The organism is Amycolatopsis sp. NPDC043885 (assembly GCF_056435685.1).
In genome coordinates this window covers 55,783-71,979 of record NZ_JBWKEA010000024.1, presented here as the reverse complement: position 1 = coordinate 71,979, position 16,197 = coordinate 55,783, and the positions used below count along the sequence as shown (strand labels likewise).

Annotated in this window: 20 protein-coding genes and 1 pseudogene; 10 read left to right on the top strand and 11 right to left on the bottom strand. The window is 68.9% G+C overall.

Annotated elements, in window-relative coordinates; all coding sequences use genetic code 11:
* The first annotated feature begins 15 nt into the window (after positions 1-15).
* The 4 genes from AC069I_RS40395 (at position 16) to AC069I_RS40380 (ending at position 4,015) form a co-directional block, all read left to right on the top strand.
* Positions 16-1,494 carry an FAD-dependent oxidoreductase gene (locus tag AC069I_RS40395; protein WP_478267730.1) on the top strand — a complete coding sequence of 493 codons (1,479 nt, stop codon included), beginning with the start codon at positions 16-18 and terminating at the stop codon, positions 1,492-1,494.
* The gene (locus AC069I_RS40390) at positions 1,491-2,534 is read left to right on the top strand and encodes a hypothetical protein (RefSeq protein WP_478267729.1); all 1,044 of its coding nucleotides are present in this window, start codon (positions 1,491-1,493) and stop codon (positions 2,532-2,534) included. Before AC069I_RS40395 ends, AC069I_RS40390 begins: the two co-directional genes overlap by 4 nt.
* Before the next feature lie 28 nt (positions 2,535-2,562).
* Positions 2,563-3,168 (top strand): TetR/AcrR family transcriptional regulator, encoded by a 606-nt coding sequence (locus AC069I_RS40385; RefSeq protein ID WP_478228842.1) that lies wholly within the window; start codon positions 2,563-2,565, stop codon positions 3,166-3,168.
* A 124-nt stretch (positions 3,169-3,292) separates the two neighbouring features.
* Positions 3,293-4,015: a VanZ family protein gene (locus AC069I_RS40380; RefSeq protein ID WP_478228841.1), complete on the top strand. Its 723-nt coding sequence runs from the start codon at positions 3,293-3,295 to the stop codon at positions 4,013-4,015.
* A gap of 10 nt (positions 4,016-4,025) precedes the next feature.
* Here the strand turns inward: AC069I_RS40380 and AC069I_RS40375 are convergent, their stop codons facing one another.
* The gene (locus tag AC069I_RS40375) at positions 4,026-4,481 is read right to left on the bottom strand and encodes a glycogen operon protein GlgX (RefSeq protein WP_478228840.1); all 456 of its coding nucleotides are present in this window, start codon (positions 4,479-4,481) and stop codon (positions 4,026-4,028) included.
* Positions 4,482-4,581: 100 nt separating this feature from the next.
* On the opposite strand from AC069I_RS40375, the gene AC069I_RS40370 reads away from it, so the two are divergent.
* Positions 4,582-5,307, top strand: coding sequence for a TetR family transcriptional regulator (locus AC069I_RS40370; protein ID WP_478228839.1), 726 nt, complete (start codon positions 4,582-4,584; stop codon positions 5,305-5,307).
* 208 nt (positions 5,308-5,515) lie between these two features.
* On the opposite strand, the gene AC069I_RS40365 is transcribed toward AC069I_RS40370, so the two are convergent.
* The gene (locus tag AC069I_RS40365) at positions 5,516-6,619 is read right to left on the bottom strand and encodes an epoxide hydrolase family protein (RefSeq protein WP_478267728.1); all 1,104 of its coding nucleotides are present in this window, start codon (positions 6,617-6,619) and stop codon (positions 5,516-5,518) included.
* A gap of 90 nt (positions 6,620-6,709) precedes the next feature.
* Between AC069I_RS40365 and AC069I_RS40360 the strand changes: the two genes are divergently transcribed.
* Positions 6,710-7,168: a MarR family winged helix-turn-helix transcriptional regulator gene (locus AC069I_RS40360; protein WP_478228837.1), complete on the top strand. Its 459-nt coding sequence runs from the start codon at positions 6,710-6,712 to the stop codon at positions 7,166-7,168.
* Here the strand turns inward: AC069I_RS40360 and AC069I_RS40355 are convergent.
* Both AC069I_RS40355 and AC069I_RS40350 read right to left on the bottom strand, forming a co-directional pair.
* Entirely contained in the window at positions 7,165-8,040 is an 876-nt protein-coding gene (locus tag AC069I_RS40355; protein ID WP_478228836.1) for a LysR substrate-binding domain-containing protein, read from the bottom strand. The genes AC069I_RS40360 and AC069I_RS40355 overlap by 4 nt on opposite strands.
* A gap of 51 nt (positions 8,041-8,091) precedes the next feature.
* Positions 8,092-8,847, bottom strand: coding sequence for an SDR family oxidoreductase (locus AC069I_RS40350; RefSeq protein ID WP_478228835.1), 756 nt, complete (start codon positions 8,845-8,847; stop codon positions 8,092-8,094).
* A 151-nt stretch (positions 8,848-8,998) separates the two neighbouring features.
* Between AC069I_RS40350 and AC069I_RS40345 the strand changes: the two genes are divergently transcribed.
* A complete protein-coding gene (locus AC069I_RS40345) occupies positions 8,999-10,219 on the top strand; it encodes a hypothetical protein (protein WP_478228834.1) in 1,221 nt (406 codons plus the stop codon).
* Between the two features lie 151 nt (positions 10,220-10,370).
* Positions 10,371-10,491: pseudogene (locus AC069I_RS40340) on the top strand (IS481 family transposase); the annotation flags it as partial.
* A 3-nt stretch (positions 10,492-10,494) separates the two neighbouring features.
* Here the strand turns inward: AC069I_RS40340 and AC069I_RS40335 are convergent.
* Positions 10,495-11,013, bottom strand: coding sequence for a CGNR zinc finger domain-containing protein (locus AC069I_RS40335; protein WP_478228833.1), 519 nt, complete (start codon positions 11,011-11,013; stop codon positions 10,495-10,497).
* A 25-nt stretch (positions 11,014-11,038) separates the two neighbouring features.
* Here AC069I_RS40335 and AC069I_RS40330 point away from each other — a divergent pair, with 25 nt between their 5' ends.
* The gene (locus tag AC069I_RS40330) at positions 11,039-11,227 is read left to right on the top strand and encodes a hypothetical protein (protein WP_478267727.1); all 189 of its coding nucleotides are present in this window, start codon (positions 11,039-11,041) and stop codon (positions 11,225-11,227) included.
* On the opposite strand, the gene AC069I_RS40325 is transcribed toward AC069I_RS40330, so the two are convergent.
* From AC069I_RS40325 to AC069I_RS40310, 4 genes are all read right to left on the bottom strand, one after another.
* Positions 11,218-11,757 (bottom strand): tyrosine-type recombinase/integrase, encoded by a 540-nt coding sequence (locus AC069I_RS40325; protein WP_478267726.1) that lies wholly within the window; start codon positions 11,755-11,757, stop codon positions 11,218-11,220. The two genes, AC069I_RS40330 and AC069I_RS40325, sit on opposite strands and share 10 nt — an antisense overlap.
* Positions 11,758-11,762: 5 nt before the next feature.
* Positions 11,763-12,263: a hypothetical protein gene (locus AC069I_RS40320; protein WP_478267725.1), complete on the bottom strand. Its 501-nt coding sequence runs from the start codon at positions 12,261-12,263 to the stop codon at positions 11,763-11,765.
* Between the two features lie 111 nt (positions 12,264-12,374).
* Positions 12,375-12,800, bottom strand: coding sequence for a nucleoside deaminase (locus AC069I_RS40315; protein WP_478228830.1), 426 nt, complete (start codon positions 12,798-12,800; stop codon positions 12,375-12,377).
* Complete coding sequence (locus AC069I_RS40310) at positions 12,797-13,666, bottom strand: LLM class flavin-dependent oxidoreductase (RefSeq protein ID WP_478228829.1); 870 nt, start codon at positions 13,664-13,666, stop codon at positions 12,797-12,799. The genes AC069I_RS40315 and AC069I_RS40310 overlap by 4 nt, the downstream gene beginning before the upstream one ends.
* Positions 13,667-13,759: 93 nt before the next feature.
* Here AC069I_RS40310 and AC069I_RS40305 point away from each other — a divergent pair, with 93 nt between their 5' ends.
* Positions 13,760-14,206, top strand: a complete 447-nt coding sequence (locus AC069I_RS40305) for an Lrp/AsnC family transcriptional regulator (RefSeq protein ID WP_007034427.1) — start codon at positions 13,760-13,762, stop codon at positions 14,204-14,206.
* A 26-nt stretch (positions 14,207-14,232) separates the two neighbouring features.
* On the opposite strand, the gene AC069I_RS40300 is transcribed toward AC069I_RS40305, so the two are convergent.
* Together AC069I_RS40300 and rox are read right to left on the bottom strand one after the other, a co-directional pair.
* Complete coding sequence (locus tag AC069I_RS40300; RefSeq protein ID WP_478228828.1) at positions 14,233-14,622, bottom strand: VOC family protein; 390 nt, start codon at positions 14,620-14,622, stop codon at positions 14,233-14,235.
* A 70-nt stretch (positions 14,623-14,692) separates the two neighbouring features.
* Positions 14,693-16,120, bottom strand: coding sequence for a rifampin monooxygenase (gene rox, locus AC069I_RS40295; RefSeq protein ID WP_478267724.1), 1,428 nt, complete (start codon positions 16,118-16,120; stop codon positions 14,693-14,695).
* Positions 16,121-16,197: the final 77 nt, after the last annotated feature.

Here is a 16,197-nt window from a genome sequence, read left to right as displayed (position 1 = left end):
CTGGGAGTTGGTCGTATGCGACTCGGCAAGACCGCCGTCGTCCTCGGTGGCAGCGCCGCCGGACTCTGCACCGCGGGCGCGCTGGCCCCGTACTTCGACCGCGTGCTGGTGCTCGAACGCGACGAGCTCCCGGCCGAGGCCGAACACCGGCGCGGGGTGCCGCAGAGCAAACATCCGCATTTCCTCCTGAACTCGGGCCGCCGCGCGATCGGAGCGTTGTTCCCCGAATTCGAGGACGACCTCATCGCCGCCGGCGGACTGCATCTCATGCCGTCCATGGACGCCGCCTACCTCGACGGGAAGGGCTGGTCGGCGCGGAAACGCAGCGCGATGACGATGATCTACAGCTCGCGGATCCTCATCGAACGCGTGCTTCGGGACAAGGTCCGCGGGCTGTCCAACGTCGTGATCCGTGAGGGCGTCGCGGTCAGTCGGCTGAAGACCCGGGACGGCGCCGTCACGGGGGTCGGCTTCTCCACGGGCGACGGCGAGGAGCACCTCGACGCAGACTTCGTGGTGGACGCGATGGGCCGCGGTTCCCCGGTCGGCGCGTGGCTGGTGGCGGCCGGCTGGCCGGAACCCGAAGTGCGGACCCTCGACGCCAAGGTCACCTACACCTCACGCTGGTACGACCTGCCGTCACCCGAGGAGCGCCCGCCGTCGTGGTGGTGGCGGCATCTGGTGATCATGCCGACCCCCGACAAGGGCCCGCATCCGGACGAGCACGAGTTCCTGGTGAACTTCTTCCCGATCGAGGGCAACCGGGTCATCGCGTGCATGGGCTCGTGGGGCATCGAGATGCCCCGCACCACCGAGGCGTTCGTCGAGTCCGCCCGCCGAGTGCGGGCACCGCTGTTCGCGGCCGCGATGGACCGGTCCACGCCGATCTCCGAGGTGCACCTCACCCGATCGACCGGCAACAAATGGCGGCGCTACGACCGGCTCCGCACCCCGCCGGAACGGCTGGCGTTCGTCGGCGACTCGATCTGCGCGTTCAACCCGTTCTACGCACAGGGCATCAGTTCCGCCGCCGGTTCGGCGCTGCTGCTGCGCGAGCACCTCGCCGGCGCCGAGCGTCTCGACACCGGGTTCTCCGCACGTTTCCTCGCGGCCCAGCGCAAGCTGCTCACCGTGCCGTGGAGCCTGGCGATGGCGAGGGACCAGGGGTACGCCTGCGCGGTGGGCACCGAAAAGGCGGGGGAGTGGAAGCGACGTCTGCTCTCGGCGGTGTCCGGTCCGGCGTTCAGGCTCATCGTCGGCGCAGCTCGCGAAGACGACGTGGTCGACGAGCATTTCGCGAAGGTGTTCAACCTCGACGAGTCGCTGCGCGACATGATGACGAACCCGAGGGTGATCGGGGGCCTCGTGCGCTACCGGATCCGGGCGGCGCTGGGGCGGCACCGGATCCCGTTCGACTTCGACGCCCGCGCCGAGCCGCCGGTCACGGACTATTCACCGGAAGGTGGCGCCGCCGAACCGGCGGTCGCCCGATGAGCGCCGTATGCGGTGCGGACGCGGAAGCCGTCACCCGAGGCCTCGGCTTCGACTGTCACGACGTGTCCGCCTGGCTCTCGATCCGCCCACCGTGGGCGGCGGGGCACTGGACGATGCCGCTGCTGGAACTGCTCGTCCTCGGCGGAGCCGTGTTCGCGCTGGTGCACGCCGTCCGCCGTCACCGCCAGGGCGACTCGGTCAATCTGGCGCTGTGGTGCGCTTCGCTGGTCTACCTCTTCGTCATCGAACCGCCCCTGTACTTCCCGGAATGGTTCGGCCTCGAGCGGCAGTACGGATTCATCTTCGCCCACAACCGGTTCACCGTGCAGTTCATGTGGGACCGGCTGCCCCTCTACATCGTGGCGTTCTATCCGATGATCAGCCAGCTCGCCTACGAACTCGTCCGGTCGCTGGGGATCTTCCGTGCGCGCGGCGCGCTGGCCGGGTCGGTGGCGGTCGCCTTCGCCTGCCAGGTCTTCTACGAGGTCTTCGACCACCTCGGGCCCCGGCTGAAGTGGTGGGCCTGGAACGGGAACAACCGGATCGTCAATCACCCGGCACTGGATTCCGTGCCCATGACCAGCATGCTGCTCTTCGCGTCCGTATCCATGGGCGCCATGACCTATCTGGTGGTGCGGCTCGCCGGTGGTTCGAGGCGCGGGTGGTCGCTGGTGGCACGCATCGTGGTGGCCGGGGTCCTCACGCCGCTGAGCATGGCGATCGCCGGGCTCGCGTCGAGCCTCTTCGGCGGCAACGTGACGGTGCGAACCTGGATTCTCGCCGTCGAGCTGGCGCTGCTGTGGGCGGCGGGAATCTGGATCTTCGTCCGGCATCGAGGCGCTGAAGAGCCTCGTTCGCTTTTCGTCCGGTACTTCCCCGCCGTCTACCTGGGTGTGATGGCCGTGTTCTGGCTGGGCGCCGTCATCGAAGACGGTGTCACACTGGGGAGCGGCCTGTACGTACTGGCCTGCTTCGTGGCCGCCGGCCTGATGCTCGCCGCGCTGTACCACGTGCGTCGCCTGGCACCTGCCACCGTCTGAGATTCTCCGTTCGGGGAAGATGAGGCGCATGGGGCACCACGGATGGCGGGGCAATCCGCCCGGAACCGAGCGCGAGGCACGTCGCCGGATCGTCGAGGCGGCGACCGCCTGCATCGACCGGGTCGGCCTCGCCAAGACCAGCCTCTCCGACGTCGCCGCGGAAGCGGGCGTCACCCGGCAGACCGTCTACCGCTACTTTCCGAGTCTCGCCGACATCCTCAGCGCCGTCGCGCTGGACCGGGTCGAAGAGTTCGCCGGCCGGATGGAGCGGCATCTGGCCACGTTCGCCGACCCCGCCGAGGTCGCGGTGGAATCCGTGGTGTTCGGCGTCCGTGCGGTCCCCGACGAGCCGTACCTGGGACTGCTCCTGAAAGCGGGTGAGGCCGATGTCTTCACCGTGGCGGTCACTTCCTCGCAGTCGTTCGCGCTCGGCGCGCGGATCCTGCGGAACGTGCCGGTCGACTGGGCCGCGGTGGGCGTCACGGCCGACGAGCACTTCGAGGGCCTCGCTGAAATGCTGATGCGGCTGTTCCTGTCGTTCCTGCAGTACCCCTCGACACCGGCGCACACCGACGAACAGTTGAGGGCCTTGGTCCGACGATGGATCGGTCCGGCGCTGACCGCACGGCCGTGACAATCGAACCCCGTGAACTATCAACGCGGATGGTAGTTATTCACCGACAATAACCAGGGTCCTTGTCTGGTCTTCACGATGCTGCCACCCTCGCCGAAGACGATCATCGGCGAAAGGGGAGTGCATGGGATGGTGGTGGCGGGCGTTCTCCGACGTCGCACCGTGGTCGCTGCTCGCCGCCGCGGCCGGTGCCGTCGTCGCCGAATTCGTCGCGCGGCTTCGGGGGAACCGGCGTCGCCGGTCCGCGATCGCGCTGGATTTCGCTTTGCTGGCCTCGCTTTTCGCGGTGCTTCCGGTCGTGTTCGTGCCGGCGCCGACGGCGGGCCGCGGTTCCTCGGTGAGTCTCCACCTGCTGGGTGATGTCCTGCCCGTCTTCGAGGATCGCCCGGATCTCGCCTTGTTCCAGTTGGCGGGCAACGTTTTGCTGCTGGCGCCGCTCGCGGTGCTGGCGCCGGTGCGCTTCGACTGGGCGAAGCCGGTTCCGCGGATCGTCCTGGCGGCGTTCGCGGTGTCCGTATCGATCGAATGCCTTCAGGTCTGGCAGGGCGCCGGACGGGTGGGTTCGCTGGACGACGTCTTGTGCAACACGGCCGGGGCCGCGCTCGCGGCCTGGTGCGGAAGCCGGTGGCGAGGCCGGGCGACGGGCAGCGTTCGCGTGTGGCACCGCTCGGGAATCGAAGTCCGGCGTTCCGGTGTGGTGAACGCCCGCCGCGGTCAACGGCTGATCGGCCGCGTGACCCTGAGCGATCTGCCGCCGCTGGCGGAAGGGGCGACTCTCGAGATCACCCTGTCCGAATCGGACGGTGGAGCGCTGCTCGTTTCCGCGCAGGCGTCGGTGGCGGCATGAGCCGCGTGCGCTACCTCGGCCGGACGCCCGCGAGGACGGCGTCCAGGCTGGGAAGCCACCGCTGTCGGGGATCCGGTGCCGAGAGCCATTCCGCGTGGGCCTCTGCCCGGCCGGAGTCGGCGGGAAGGGGGAGCAGTGTGCCCCAGGCGAGTACTTCGACGTGCTGCGGCAGGGAATCCCGAGAGGGGATCAGCCCGTCGGTCTCCGCGAGAATGGCCACACGCGGTCCCTGCTGCGTCAGTACCGTCATGGCGGGGCCTTCGCAGCCGGTCTCGGCGAGCCGGGCGAGGACCTGGGCGCCGTTGATCTTGGGCAGGGTCACCGCGCAGATCCCGCTTTCGAGGACCAGGAACGGCTGCGGACCTCGCCATTTGAGCGACCAGCCGAAGAGCCGACCGTAGAAGGCATCGCCCCGGGGGCGGATCGAACGTGACTCGACCGGGAGCACTTGGTGGTCCAGCGACATCGTCGGCGCCTTCCGAGCGGGGGAGGGGACACGGCCCCGGGAACTCCGCACAGCCTAACGGCACTCAGTGCCACTAGCAAGTGGCTGCTACCGTCCCGCTATGACCGATTCGCCGCGCCGGGTGCCGGTGACCAGAGCCGGCGCGACCCCCGCGGGGAGGCGCCGGCTGCGTCGTGCGCTCGCGGCGGCGGCCGTGGACCTGTTCGTGGCGAAGGGCTACGAGGCCACCACGGTGGACGAGATCGCGGCCGCGGCAGGGGTGGGCCGCCGGACGTTCTTCCGGTACTTCGACGCCAAGGACGACGTGCTCTTCGCCAACCACGACGAGATCGTGGCGGAGATGGAGGAGACGTTCGCCGCCGCGGATCCGGACCGTGATCCCGTCGAGGTGGCATGCGCCGCCGTCGGACTGGTCCTCGACTCCTACGCCGCGGAACTCGACGTGTCGCTCAAGCGGTTCACGCTGACGCGGACGGTGCCTTCGTTGCGGGACAAGGAAGTCGCGACCGTCGACCGCTATCAGCGCGTGCTCGCCCGCTACTTGCGGGCGCGGTTCACCGAACAGGGTGACGAGACGGCGAGCCTGCGGGCGGCCGTGGCCGCGGCGGCGATCGCGGCCGCCAACAACCACGTGCTCCGGCGCTGGCTGCGCAGTGGCGGGCAGGACGACATCGCGGCCAGCGCGGCGGAGGCATTCGCGCTGGTGATCGACGCGTTCAAGGTGCAGGACGCCGCGGTCGAAACGACCATGGTGGCGGTGATGACCACGTCGACGCCTCTGCACGACGTCATCGCCAAGGTCAACGCCGCCTTGGCCGAACAGTAAGGACTGGCACTCAGTGCCACGGAGGTGCTTGCCAGGCGTCGTCCAGGGGGAGCGGAGTGGCGCGCCATACAGGACGCTGGACGGCGGGGGAGTGTGGCGCGGCGATCGCCGTCCGGTCAGTCGGGAGGCCGACCGGCCTCCCGACGACATGCTGAACCTTCGAAATGTATAACGACCTATACAGCACGGCAAAAGAGAAAACCCAGACTCATCTCGCAAAAAGCTGCACAGAGGTGAGGCCGAGAAAGAACTTCCGGATGTCTTCGGCGAGCAGGTCCGGAACCTCCATCGCGGCGAAGTGCCCGCCCCGGTCGAACTCCGACCAGTGCCTGATGTCGTACAGCCGCTCGGCCAGTGGTCGCACCGACTGCGTGATGTCATGCGGGAGCACCGCCACGCCGAGTGGGGCGCGGCAAGGAGCGTTCCCCCTTCCGGTGTCGTGGTGGAGGCGCGCGGACGACGCCGCGGTCGCGGTCAGCCAATACAGCGAGATGTCGGTGAGCATCCGGTCGTCGCTGACCGGCGTGCGCGGGTCTGTCCACTGTGCGAAGCGCTCGGCGATCCAGGCGAGCTGGCCGACCGGTGAATCGGTCAACGCGTAGCCGATGGTCTGCGGGGTGGCGGCCTGCAATGCCTGATACGGCGGGCGATTCGCCATGAGTCGCTTCACCTTCTCCAAGCGAGCTTCGTCCTCTTCGGACAGTTCGAGACCGGCGTCCGGATCCGGCCGGGTCGGCAGGTAGTTCACGTGTACCCCGACCACGTGCTCCGGTGCCGCCGCGCCGAGTGCCGTCGAGATCCCCGAACCGAAGTCGCCGCCTTGTGCGCCGTAGCGCTCGTACCCGAGGCGGCGCATCAGCTCGGCCCACGCCCGGGCGATCCGGTCGGTGCTCCAGCCTCGTTCGTGGGTCGGGCCGGAGAACCCGAAGCCCGGAATCGAAGGGATCACCAGGTGGAAGTCGGGTGAGAGCGGCTCGATCAGGTCGAGGAACTCCAGGAACGAACCGGGCCAGCCGTGGGTGAGGACCAGTGCGAGCGCGTCCGGGTTCGCCGACCGGACGTGCACGAAGTGGATGTTCTGACCGTCGATCTCGGTGGTGAAGTGCGGAAGCTTGTTGAGTTCGGTTTCGTGGGCGCGCCAGTCGTATCCGGTTCGCCAGTATTCGGCGAGTTCCTTGAGACGGGCGAGCGGAAATCCGTAGTCCAGGCCCGCGTCGGCGACCTCGTTGGGCCAGCGGGTGCGGGCCAGCCGGTCGGCGAGGTCGTCGAGATCGGTCTGGGGGATGTCGATGTGGAAGGGCTTGATCGTCACGCCTGGCTCGATTCGTTGGGCAGATAAACGTTTGGTGTCCCAACGATACCGGAATCGTTCGGGTGCCCAACGATTCGTTAGACTCGTCACATGGAGAACTCCTCGGACGAGCCGTGCGGCGGCTGGCGGAAGCTGCCCAGCTGGCTGCTCACGCAGACCGCGAACCACGCGCATCGCCTGGTGACCGACGGGTTCGCCGCGGTCGACTCCCGTGGCTACCACTACCGCGTGCTGGCGACGCTGGACGAGTTCGGGCCTGCCAGCCAGGCGATGCTGGGCCGCCGGAGCGGCATCCACGTGAGCGAGATGGTCGCGGCGATCAACGAGCTCGCCGAACGTGAGCTGGTCGAGCGTGCCCCGGATCCGGCCGATCGGCGGCGTAACGTCATCTCGCTGACCACCGCGGGCAGGCGGCAACTGCGACGGCTGGAGAAACAGCTGGCCGAACGGCAGGACGAGCTGCTGGCTCCGCTTTCGGCCGACGAGCGGAAGCGGTTCACCGAGCTGCTGTCGAAGCTACTGGACCACCACGACCGGCTCGGCCTCTAGAAGCCTTGAGCGGACGCGAGAAACGCTTGGCGTGCGTCGGAAGTGCTGTGCTGCGGCCAAAGGGCTTGCAGCGGGACGTGCGCGGCAGGCCGCAGTTCCCTGACCTGGACGGCGCCGCCCGCCGCCGGTCCGGGTGACGCGGTCACGAACGCGACGCCTTCGGTGTCGAGGACGGCGGCCACCGGTGGCGTTCCCTGGATGGGGTTGCGGCGTACGTTGGGTTCGAATCCCGCGTCGCGGCAGAGGTTGACGAGCAGATCGGTGTAGCCGGACCGGCCTGGGTGTCCCCAGACGGTGATCTCTTCGCCGTCGAGGTCGGTCAAGGCGAGGTACTCGCGTTCGGCGAGCCGGTGTCCGGTGGCGACCGCGACGTTGAGCCGCTGCCGGATCAGGGTGGTCCCGACCAGGCCGTGCGCGAGGGTCAGCGCGCGGCCGAGGCCGAGGTCCAGTTGCCCGCCGAGCAGTTGTGCGACGAGTTCGTCGGGGTAGCGCTGGTTGACGTCGATGATCAGGTCCGGGTCGCTCTGGTGTTTGCGCAGCAGGGCGGTGACCTCGTCGCCGGTGACGGCCGGGGTGTGGCCGACGCGGAGGCGTTCCGGTTCGCTGCGGCCGATGCGCCTGGCGCGCCGGACGGCGGAGTCGGCGATGCCGTGCAGGAGGTGGGCGTCGGCGATCAGTGCCTGTCCGGCGGGGAGCACGGTGACGCCGGTGGCGCTCCGCTCGAGCAGGGGGACGCCGACCTCCCGCTCGAGCGTGCGCACCGACGTCGACAGCGCCTGCTGGCTCAGGTGCAGCCGGGCCGCCGCGCGGGTGAAGCTGCCTTCTTCGGCGACGGCGATGAGGTGGTTCAGCTTGTACAGGTCCAGGCCCACCCCGGGGTTCCTTTTCGTGTCCGGTCTACGGCGTCTTGGCCAGCGTAAGGGTCAGCGGGTGGTGTAGCCGCCGTTGGGGAACATCGTCTGGCCGGTGAACCAGGCGCCGTCGGTGGCCAGGAACCTGATGATCGGCACGATGTCCTCGATCTTCGTGAGTCGTCCGCCCATCGCCTGGGACTTGTGGAATTCGACCCGCTCGGGGGTTTCCTGCGGGTAGAAGAACGGGGTGTCCATCGGGCCGGGTGCGACGACGTTGACCGAGATGCCGCGGTCGGCGAACTCCTTGGCGGCGGCCCTGGTGAAGTGCTCCAGCGGGGCTTTGCCGCCGGCGTAGGTGGAGTAGCCGTCGGTGAAGGCCGCCAGCAGGGACGTGCCGAGGCTGATGATCTTGCCGTTGTCGGAGAGGCGTCGTCCGGCTTCCTGGATGAAGAAGTAGGCGGCTTTGGCGTTGACCGCGAACATGCGGTCGTAGTCCTCCTCGGTCGTTTCGAGGATCGGCTTGCGCAGGACCATGCCGGTGGTGTTGATCGCGATGTCGGCGCCGCCGAAGGTGTCGACGGCGGTGTCGAAGAGGCGGCGGACGTCGGCGACCGCGGTGAGGTCGCCTTGGACGGCGATGGCTTCGGAGCCCGCGCCGCGGACGGCTTCGACTGTCTTGCCGGCGTCGGCCGCGGAGGCGTCGCCGTGGTAGTGGACGACGATTTTGGCGCCGGCTTCGCCGAGGGTGGTGGAGAGGAGCCCGCCGAGGTTCTTCGCGCCGCCGGCGATGATGGCGACGGTGTCCTTGAGGTTCTGTTCGCTCATGACTTCGAACGTAGGAGCGGGGGCGGTGGCTGGGAAACACAAGATCGAGGTGGGGTCACAAGCCGGGTTTGTGGCCTTCCCCACCTGCGCGGAGCCTGGGAATCTTCGGGATCGAGCGGCGAGCTGGCCCCGCATTGTGGACACTCTGAGCGTGCTCCGAGAAGTCGACGACCTTGATCAGCCCGCCGCTCCCGAGAGGGCGCCCCGGCAGGGGCGTCCGGCGCGCGTGTTCGAGAGAGCGCTCGACAGACTGGCGTGGTCGCCTTATCCGAGGGCGATCCTGTTGTATCTCGTGATCCGGACGGCGAGTGTCCAGCTGCTCGATCTGCTGGCCGCTCGGCGTGGTGCCACGTTGACCGATCGGCTCACGGCGTGGGACGGGCAGTGGTATCTGCGATTGGCGGTGCACGGGTACGCGGATCTGCCGGGGACGCTGGACGCGGCGCGGCAGCCGTATTCGGACGCGCCGATGGCGTTCTTCCCGTTGTATCCGAAGCTCGTCGGCGCGGTGATGTGGCTAGGGCCGGATGTGGTGACGGCGGCGTTGACGGTGTCGGTGCTGGCCGGTCTGGTGCTGGCGTGCGGGTTGATCCGGATCGGGCGGGCGGTTTCGCCGGAGCGGGGTGACCAGACCGGGTTGTTGCTGGTGGCGTTGTGGGCCGGGGCGCCGATGGCGATCGTGTTCTCGATGGCTTACACGGAAGCGGTGTTCTGCGCTTTCGCGGTGTGGTCGCTGGTGGGTGTGCTGGAGCGGCGCTGGATGCTGGCTGGCCTGTGCGCTTTCGCGGCCGGGTTGTCGAGGTCGACGGCGGTGGTGCTGGTCGCGGTGGTCGTGGTGGCGGCGTTGGTCGCGGTCTTCCGGCGTACCGAGAAGCGTTGGTGGGCGTTGGCGGGTGCGGTGGTGGCTCCGCTGGGGGTCGCCGGGTATCTGGGGTTCGTCGCGTATCGGACGGGCAGTTGGACCGGTTGGCAGGACATCGAGTTGCGGGGCTGGAACACCGAGTTCGACTTCGGTGCGGAGACCGCGGATTCGGTGCTGGCGCGGTTGACCGGGGACGAGTCGGTGTTCAGCACGCTGACGGTGTTGTTGCTGCTGGGTGCGGTGGTGCTGGTGCTGGTGGCGGCGTTCATCCGGGTTCCGTGGCCGTTGACGCTGTACGGGGCCGGGGTGCTGTTGCTGGCGATCGGTACGCGGGGGTTGCCGGATGCGAAGATCCGGTTCATCCTGCCCGCCTTCCCGGTGCTGGTGCCGATCGCGATCGGATTGTCGAAACGGCGGACGGTCACGGCGGTGGCGGCCGCGGTGGCGTGGGTGGTGCTGGGTGCGTGGTTCTCGGCGCACGCTCTGACGGCGTGGCGGTACGCGATCTAGCTGTATCGGCGGCATGGGCGGAGACGCGATCACCCTGTCCGGGCACGCCCTGCGCTCCAACGCCTTCCGCATCCTGGGCAGTGGCTTCGGCTCACGGGACGCACCCGGCGAGCGTCCCGGCGAAAATCGGAGCACGGATCGCCAATGATCGGCAGGCCACGGCATCATCGCCGAACGTGTCCTCACAGACGACGGCTCCTGCCGCGGTCGAGCGTCTGAATCGCACCCTGCTCGACAAGTGGGCGTACGTGCGCCCGTACTCCGGCAACGCCGGACTACATCCAGCCCGCTTGCCGGTTCCGGTGGTCGGCGACGTGGACCCTGGTCGCGCAGCGGGTGGAGCAGAATCGGCGGCGGCCGTTGCGGGAGACGTCGACGTAGACCGTTTCGCAGCCTTCGCGTGAGCAGACGCCGAAGCGGTCCGGAGTGTCGCAGACGAGGTGTGCGAGTCCGCCCGCGGTGTAGGCCCGGACTCGGGACGCGGTGCCGGCGTGTGCGTCGACGTAGTGCAGGTGGGGTGCCTTGCCGTCGTGGGTGGAGATGTAGGGCTTGGACGCGGAATCGTGGAGCAGCGCGTTGACCAGGTCGACGCGGGTGGCGGGGTCGGCTTCGAAGACGTCGCGGAGTCTCTTGGTCCAGGCGATGATCTCGGTCGATTCGTGGTCCTTTACGGCGGCGACGGTCATGCGGTCGCGGAAGATCGTGGTCAGCGTCGCCGGGTCGGCGGCGTCGCCGAGGTTGACGAGGTCGGCGGCGATCTGCGCCGCCGCACCGCCGTAAGGGTTGAAGTGCATTGACTCATTACAGCACGATCGGGGCATGGAAGCGAACGAGTGCCCGCGGTGTGGGTGGCCGCTGGCCGAACTGCCTGGAAGCGCGACGAATTCCCAGCGGGTCTCCCAGGGGAGGCTTGAGTACGTCCGGTGCCTGTGCGGGAGCTGGCTCGCGCGTGTCGACGGTGTGGTGATCGGGGCGACGAAGTCCCAGCTGGGGCAGGCTCAGTTCTGACGGTGTCGCGCGTCGGCGAGCAGTTGCGCGAGCGCGTGCACGGGAGAGGTCTCCAGCTTGTGGCGATGCGCGTCGTAGCGGTCGCGGGTCGTGCGGATGTCGGCGTGTCCCAGCAGGTCCTGGACCTTCTGGACCGGGACGTCGTTGGCCAGCAGCAGGGTTCCCGTGGTGCGCCGCGCGGTGTGCGGGGAGATGGTGTTCGCTTCGGCGAGTCCGGCGGCGTGGGCCTGTGCCCGCAGGAGGAACCAGACATCCCGTTGCGCCAGTGGTTTCCCGCCGGATTTGGTGCTGTCGTAGCGGTGGGGCATGGTCGCGAGCAGCGGGCCGGTCAGCTCGTCGGGGCGGACGCCGGTGCGCGCGGCGCGCAGTTCGAGGTAGCGGCGCAGCGGGTGCTGGGCGGCGGGGACGAGGTCCTGCACGGTGGCGGTGGTGAGGCCGGAGACGCGCAGGCCGGTGTAGAACAGGATCGCGACGACTGCGGCGTCGCGCCAGGACGGTTCCGTGTCGTTCGCGCGGGCGCGCTTCTCCATGTGGTTCAGCAGTTTCGCCGTCGACTCGCCGCCGAGTGCCGGCAGTGGCGGGGTCTTGCCGGTCTTGGGCCGGTTGACCGCGGAGACCGGGTTGCGGTCGGCGATGTCGTTGGACTGCAGGTACCGGTACCAGCTGGAGATGCCGGCGAGGGTGCGCGCGACGTTGGAGTCCGCGGCAGGCCGTCCTTGCCGGTGACGGTGAGGGTGTTCTTCCAGGCGTCGACGTCGGCGCGGCGCGCCATGAGCGGGTCGAGCCCGGTGCGGGCACACCAGCCGAGCCAGGCGGAGAGGTCGGCGTAGTAGGCGCGGCGGGTGTGATCGGTCTTGTCGGTCTCGAGCCAGAGCGTGGTGATGTGCCGGATCGCGTACCGGTCGAGCGGGTCGGCCGGAGGAAGCGCGGGCAGCAGTGCGACGGCTTCGGCGAGGATCCGCCGCCGGTTCTCGGGCCTGGTCTCCGGAAGCCGCGACGGCGGTTCCGGCGCGGTGGGCACGAGTTCGGCGGACATCGTGATCATCCTATGCGCCGGTCCGTGAAGTCCCCCTTCACGACCCGCAAGTCCGTGAAGGCCTCCTTCCCTACTTTCAGGGTAGGGAAGGAGGCCTTCACGGACCGGGGCTCAGGTGTAGTAGCCCTCGACGGGGACGCGGGCCTCGTCGTACAGCGCAGGCCCCTCCAGCCGAACAGGCGGTGCGGTGACGGGCGGCTTGAGCGCGGTGACCTGTTCGCCGGAGAGGGCGAACACGACCCTGCCCAGGCCGGAGCGTTCGATGGCGCCCTGACACATCCCGCATGGCTGGCAGCTGGTGTACATGGTGGTCTTCGCGGCGACGGTGGGTTCGAGTTCGCGGGCGGCCCACACGGCGAGTTTCAGCTCCGGGTGCAGGCTGATGTCTGATTGCGACACCGTGGTGTTGTGGTCCTCGGCCAGCACCGTGCCGTCGGCGCCGACGAGCAGCGAGCCGAAGGGCGGGTCGCCGTCCTTGCGGGATTTCGCGGCCAGTTCGATGGCGCGGCGGAGGAACTTCTCGTCTTCTTCGGTCATCGTCGGTCCTGTTCGGTTCGGTAGCGGCCCAGTTCCCAGTGTGCGGCCACGGTCGCCAGTGCCTGCCAGGCGGCTTCCGGGCGGAGGGTCTCGTCGGGGTCGCCGGAGAACGGGTCGAGCACGATCGTCTCGGCGCCGAGATGCTGCAGGCGGTCGAGGTCGTCGACGATCTGCTCGATCGTGCCTTCCCCGGCGGGGCGATCGGGTCCGGTCGCGGGGCGTTCGGTGACGTTGAGCACGATCCGCGGGGCGAACGCGGGGACCGGCCGATCGTGGGCATCGGCGATGGTCTTGACCCTGGTGAGTGCTTCGGTGAGCCAGGGGAGGGTGGCCCGCAGCGGGTGCCAGGCGTCCCCGATCCGGACGGCGCGGCGGATCCCGGCGTCGCTGTTGCCGCCGACCCAGATCGGGATTTCGCCGGCGCGGTAGTCGGCGTCGTCGGCCCACGCCTTCCGGACGGCGTCGAGGTGGCCGTCGGTCAGCCGTCCCCGGTGCTCGAACGGGACGTCGAGGGCTTCGAACTCCTGACGGGCCCAGCCTGAGGCGACGCCGAGTACGAGCCGGCCGCCGCTGAGCTGGTTCAGGTTCGCGGCCATACGGGCGATGAGCAGTGGATGCCGGTACGGGACGATGAGCACGGTGGTGCCCAGCCGGATCCGGTCGGTCACGCCGGCGAGCCACGACAGCGTCGTGAACGGTTCGTAGAATGGAGCCGGGTACTGCTCGGCGACGTCGGGGGTGATGGCGACGTGGTCGGACACCATCAGCAGGTCGTAGCCGAGGCCTTCGACCGTGGTGGCCCAGCCGCGGAGGATCCCGGGGTCGGTCCCCGGTCCGAAATTCGGGACGTTGACACCTATTCGCACAGGTCAAGGCTATAGGCGGGGCCCGAATCCCGGGAAGGGATCTTTCCCGGCGTATGGCCGTTTCCGCCGTGGATCTGCCGGTATTCTCCCCGGATGGCCGAGACTCTCGACGCGACGGACTGGGCGATCCTGGTCGAGCTCCAGAAGGACGGGCGCCTGCCACTCACCGAGCTGGGGAAGCGGGTCAGCTTGAGCGCGTCGGCGACGACGGAACGGGTCAAGCGGCTGGAGTCGGCGGGGGTGATCACCGGCTATCGCGCCGAGGTCGATCTGGAGAAGGCCGGGTACGTGGTGCTCGCGGTGGTGCGGTTGAAGTACCCGGGCAGCAAGCACGCACCCTTGCACAAGCTCCTGGCCGAGCGGACCGAGATCCTCGAATGCCTCCGCACGACCGGTGACGACTGCTATTCGCTGAAGATCGCGGCCCCGTCGATGGGGCGGCTGGAGGAGATCGTCAACGAGCTCGCGCTCTTCGGCAGCACGAACACCAACATCGTCTACAACCAGACGTTGCCGTACCGGGGACCGCAGGGCCCGTGACCACGACGGCCACGGGCCCGCGGGGTTCAGCTTTGGCCCGCGTTCTCCCAGAGCCCCATGACGTTGCCTTCCGGGTCCTTGAAGTAGGCGGCGAAACCCATGTCGCCGACCGCGGTCCGGCCGACGAGGGTCGTGCCGCCCTGTTTCTCGATGACCGCGAGCGTGTCGTCGATGCCGTCGACGTCGAGCACGATCACCGGTCCCGACGCGGGGCTGAGTTCCTTGGCCAGCATCCCGCCGTTGATGAACCCCGGCTCCGCGGGCATGCCGGTCTCGGCGGTCGGCCCCGAGGCGACCATCGTGTAGTCCATCCCCGGCATCGTGTCGGCCTTCCAGCCGAAGACCTCCCGGTAGAAGCCGCGTGCGCGCTCGCCGTCCTCGAACGGAATCTCGAAGTGCACCACCCGTCCGGCCATTGGTCATCAACTCCTGTCGTGGTAGCGGATTCGGAACGTCCTCAGCCAATAGCCGCCGTCCCCGGGCGCGCTAGAGGACTTCGCCCTCTCCGAACCACCGGCGCAAGGCACCGACGAGCTCGTGCTGGTCTTCGCCCGCCCACGCCACGTGTCCGTCCGGCCGCAGCAGGACGGCCGGCACGTCCAGTTCCTCGCTGACGTCGACGACGTGATCGACCCGGTCCGACCAGCCCTGTACCGACAGCGCGCCGGTCTGGTCGAGCAGCAGACCCCGGCCGCCGCGGGTCAGCCCGTAGAGATGTCCCTGCTTGAGATCGAGGTCCCGCATCCGGCGGCCGAGAAGTTCGTGCCCTTCGCCGAAGTCGTAGCGGATCGCGGTCGCGGTGATCTTCTCGGCCAGGAACCGGCTCACGTCCTCGAACCCCATGAGTTCCGCCAGCAGCCGCCGGACCGCCTGGGACCCCGGATCGAGTGACATCAGCTGCATCTGCGCACGGGTGTTGTCCAGCACCGCGGCGGCCACCGGATGCCGTTCGGTGTGGTAGGTGTCCAGCAGGTCCTCCGGCGCCCAGCCGTTGACCGCGGCGGCCAGTTTCCAGCCGAGGTTGAAGGCGTCCTGGACGCCGAGGTTGAGCCCCTGCCCGCCGACCGGCGGATGGATATGCGCCGCGTCGCCCGCCAGGAACACGCGTCCGTCCCGGTAACGCTCGGCCAGGCGGGTGGCGTCACCGAAGCGGGAGAGCCAGCGCGGTGAGTGCACGCCGAAGTCGCTGCCCGCGACGGCTTTGAGCTGTCGTTTGACCTCGTCGAAGGCCGGCGGGATCCGCGGGTCGTCGGCCAGGCCTTCGGCGGGCACGCCGACCCGGTAGACCCCGTCGCCGATGGGAGAGAGGCCGAAGCGCAGCTGGGTCTTGCGGACTTCGGTCATCACGGCGAGCACGGTTTCCCAGTCCTCGGTCAATTCCATCTCGCCCAGCAGGGTCTCGGCGGTGGCAGGTTCTCCGGGGAAGCCGATCCCGAGGAGTTTGCGCACCGTGCTGCGCCCGCCGTCGCAGCCGACGAGGTATCGCGCGCGCAACTTCGTGCCGTCGGCCAGTTCGACCTCCACTCCGTCCTCGTCCTGGCTCAGCCCGGCCAGTTCGCGGCTACGGCGGATCTCGACGCCCGCTTCGGCGGCGTGCTCGGTCAGCAGCCGGTCGGTGACGGTCTGCGGGATGCCGAGGATGTAGGCGTGCGCGCTGTCCAGCGGCGGCGCCGGTCTGATGATGCCCGCGAAGGAGCCGCCGACCGGGTACTTCGTTCCGTTCTCGAGGAATCGCTGCAGCAGGCCACGCTGGTCCATCACCTCGATGCTGCGTGCGTGCAGGCCCATGGAGCGGACGACCTTGGTCTGCTCCAGGTCCTTCTCCACGACGACCACGCGGACGCCGTGCAGCCGCAGTTCGGCACCCAGCATCATGCCGGTCGGTCCGCCGCCCGCGATGATCACGTCGATCAAGAGTTCCCCCGTTTGTCGAACTCGTGCTGGTACGGCGGGGGATTCTGCGGCATGACCGGGGTCTTGCCGCAAGCCCC

Bases quoted from the DNA above. Each gene is read 5' to 3' on its own strand.
- AC069I_RS40370 (WP_478228839.1), top strand. From the start codon at position 4,582: ATGACCGATTCGCCGCGCCGGGTGCCGGTGACCAGAGCCGGCGCGACC.
- AC069I_RS40305 (WP_007034427.1), top strand. From the start codon at position 13,760: ATGGCCGAGACTCTCGACGCGACGGACTGGGCGATCCTGGTCGAGCTC.
- AC069I_RS40315 (WP_478228830.1), bottom strand. From the start codon at position 12,800: ATGACCGAAGAAGACGAGAAGTTCCTCCGCCGCGCCATCGAACTGGCC.
- AC069I_RS40360 (WP_478228837.1), top strand. From the start codon at position 6,710: ATGGAGAACTCCTCGGACGAGCCGTGCGGCGGCTGGCGGAAGCTGCCC.
- AC069I_RS40350 (WP_478228835.1), bottom strand. From the start codon at position 8,847: ATGAGCGAACAGAACCTCAAGGACACCGTCGCCATCATCGCCGGCGGC.
- AC069I_RS40385 (WP_478228842.1), top strand. From the start codon at position 2,563: ATGGGGCACCACGGATGGCGGGGCAATCCGCCCGGAACCGAGCGCGAG.
- AC069I_RS40395 (WP_478267730.1), top strand. From the start codon at position 16: ATGCGACTCGGCAAGACCGCCGTCGTCCTCGGTGGCAGCGCCGCCGGA.
- AC069I_RS40335 (WP_478228833.1), bottom strand. From the start codon at position 11,013: ATGCACTTCAACCCTTACGGCGGTGCGGCGGCGCAGATCGCCGCCGAC.
- AC069I_RS40320 (WP_478267725.1), bottom strand. From the start codon at position 12,263: ATGTCCGCCGAACTCGTGCCCACCGCGCCGGAACCGCCGTCGCGGCTT.
- AC069I_RS40380 (WP_478228841.1), top strand. From the start codon at position 3,293: ATGGGATGGTGGTGGCGGGCGTTCTCCGACGTCGCACCGTGGTCGCTG.
- AC069I_RS40375 (WP_478228840.1), bottom strand. From the start codon at position 4,481: ATGTCGCTGGACCACCAAGTGCTCCCGGTCGAGTCACGTTCGATCCGC.
- AC069I_RS40390 (WP_478267729.1), top strand. From the start codon at position 1,491: ATGAGCGCCGTATGCGGTGCGGACGCGGAAGCCGTCACCCGAGGCCTC.
- AC069I_RS40325 (WP_478267726.1), bottom strand. From the start codon at position 11,757: ATGGAGAAGCGCGCCCGCGCGAACGACACGGAACCGTCCTGGCGCGAC.
- AC069I_RS40300 (WP_478228828.1), bottom strand. From the start codon at position 14,622: ATGGCCGGACGGGTGGTGCACTTCGAGATTCCGTTCGAGGACGGCGAG.
- AC069I_RS40330 (WP_478267727.1), top strand. From the start codon at position 11,039: ATGGAAGCGAACGAGTGCCCGCGGTGTGGGTGGCCGCTGGCCGAACTG.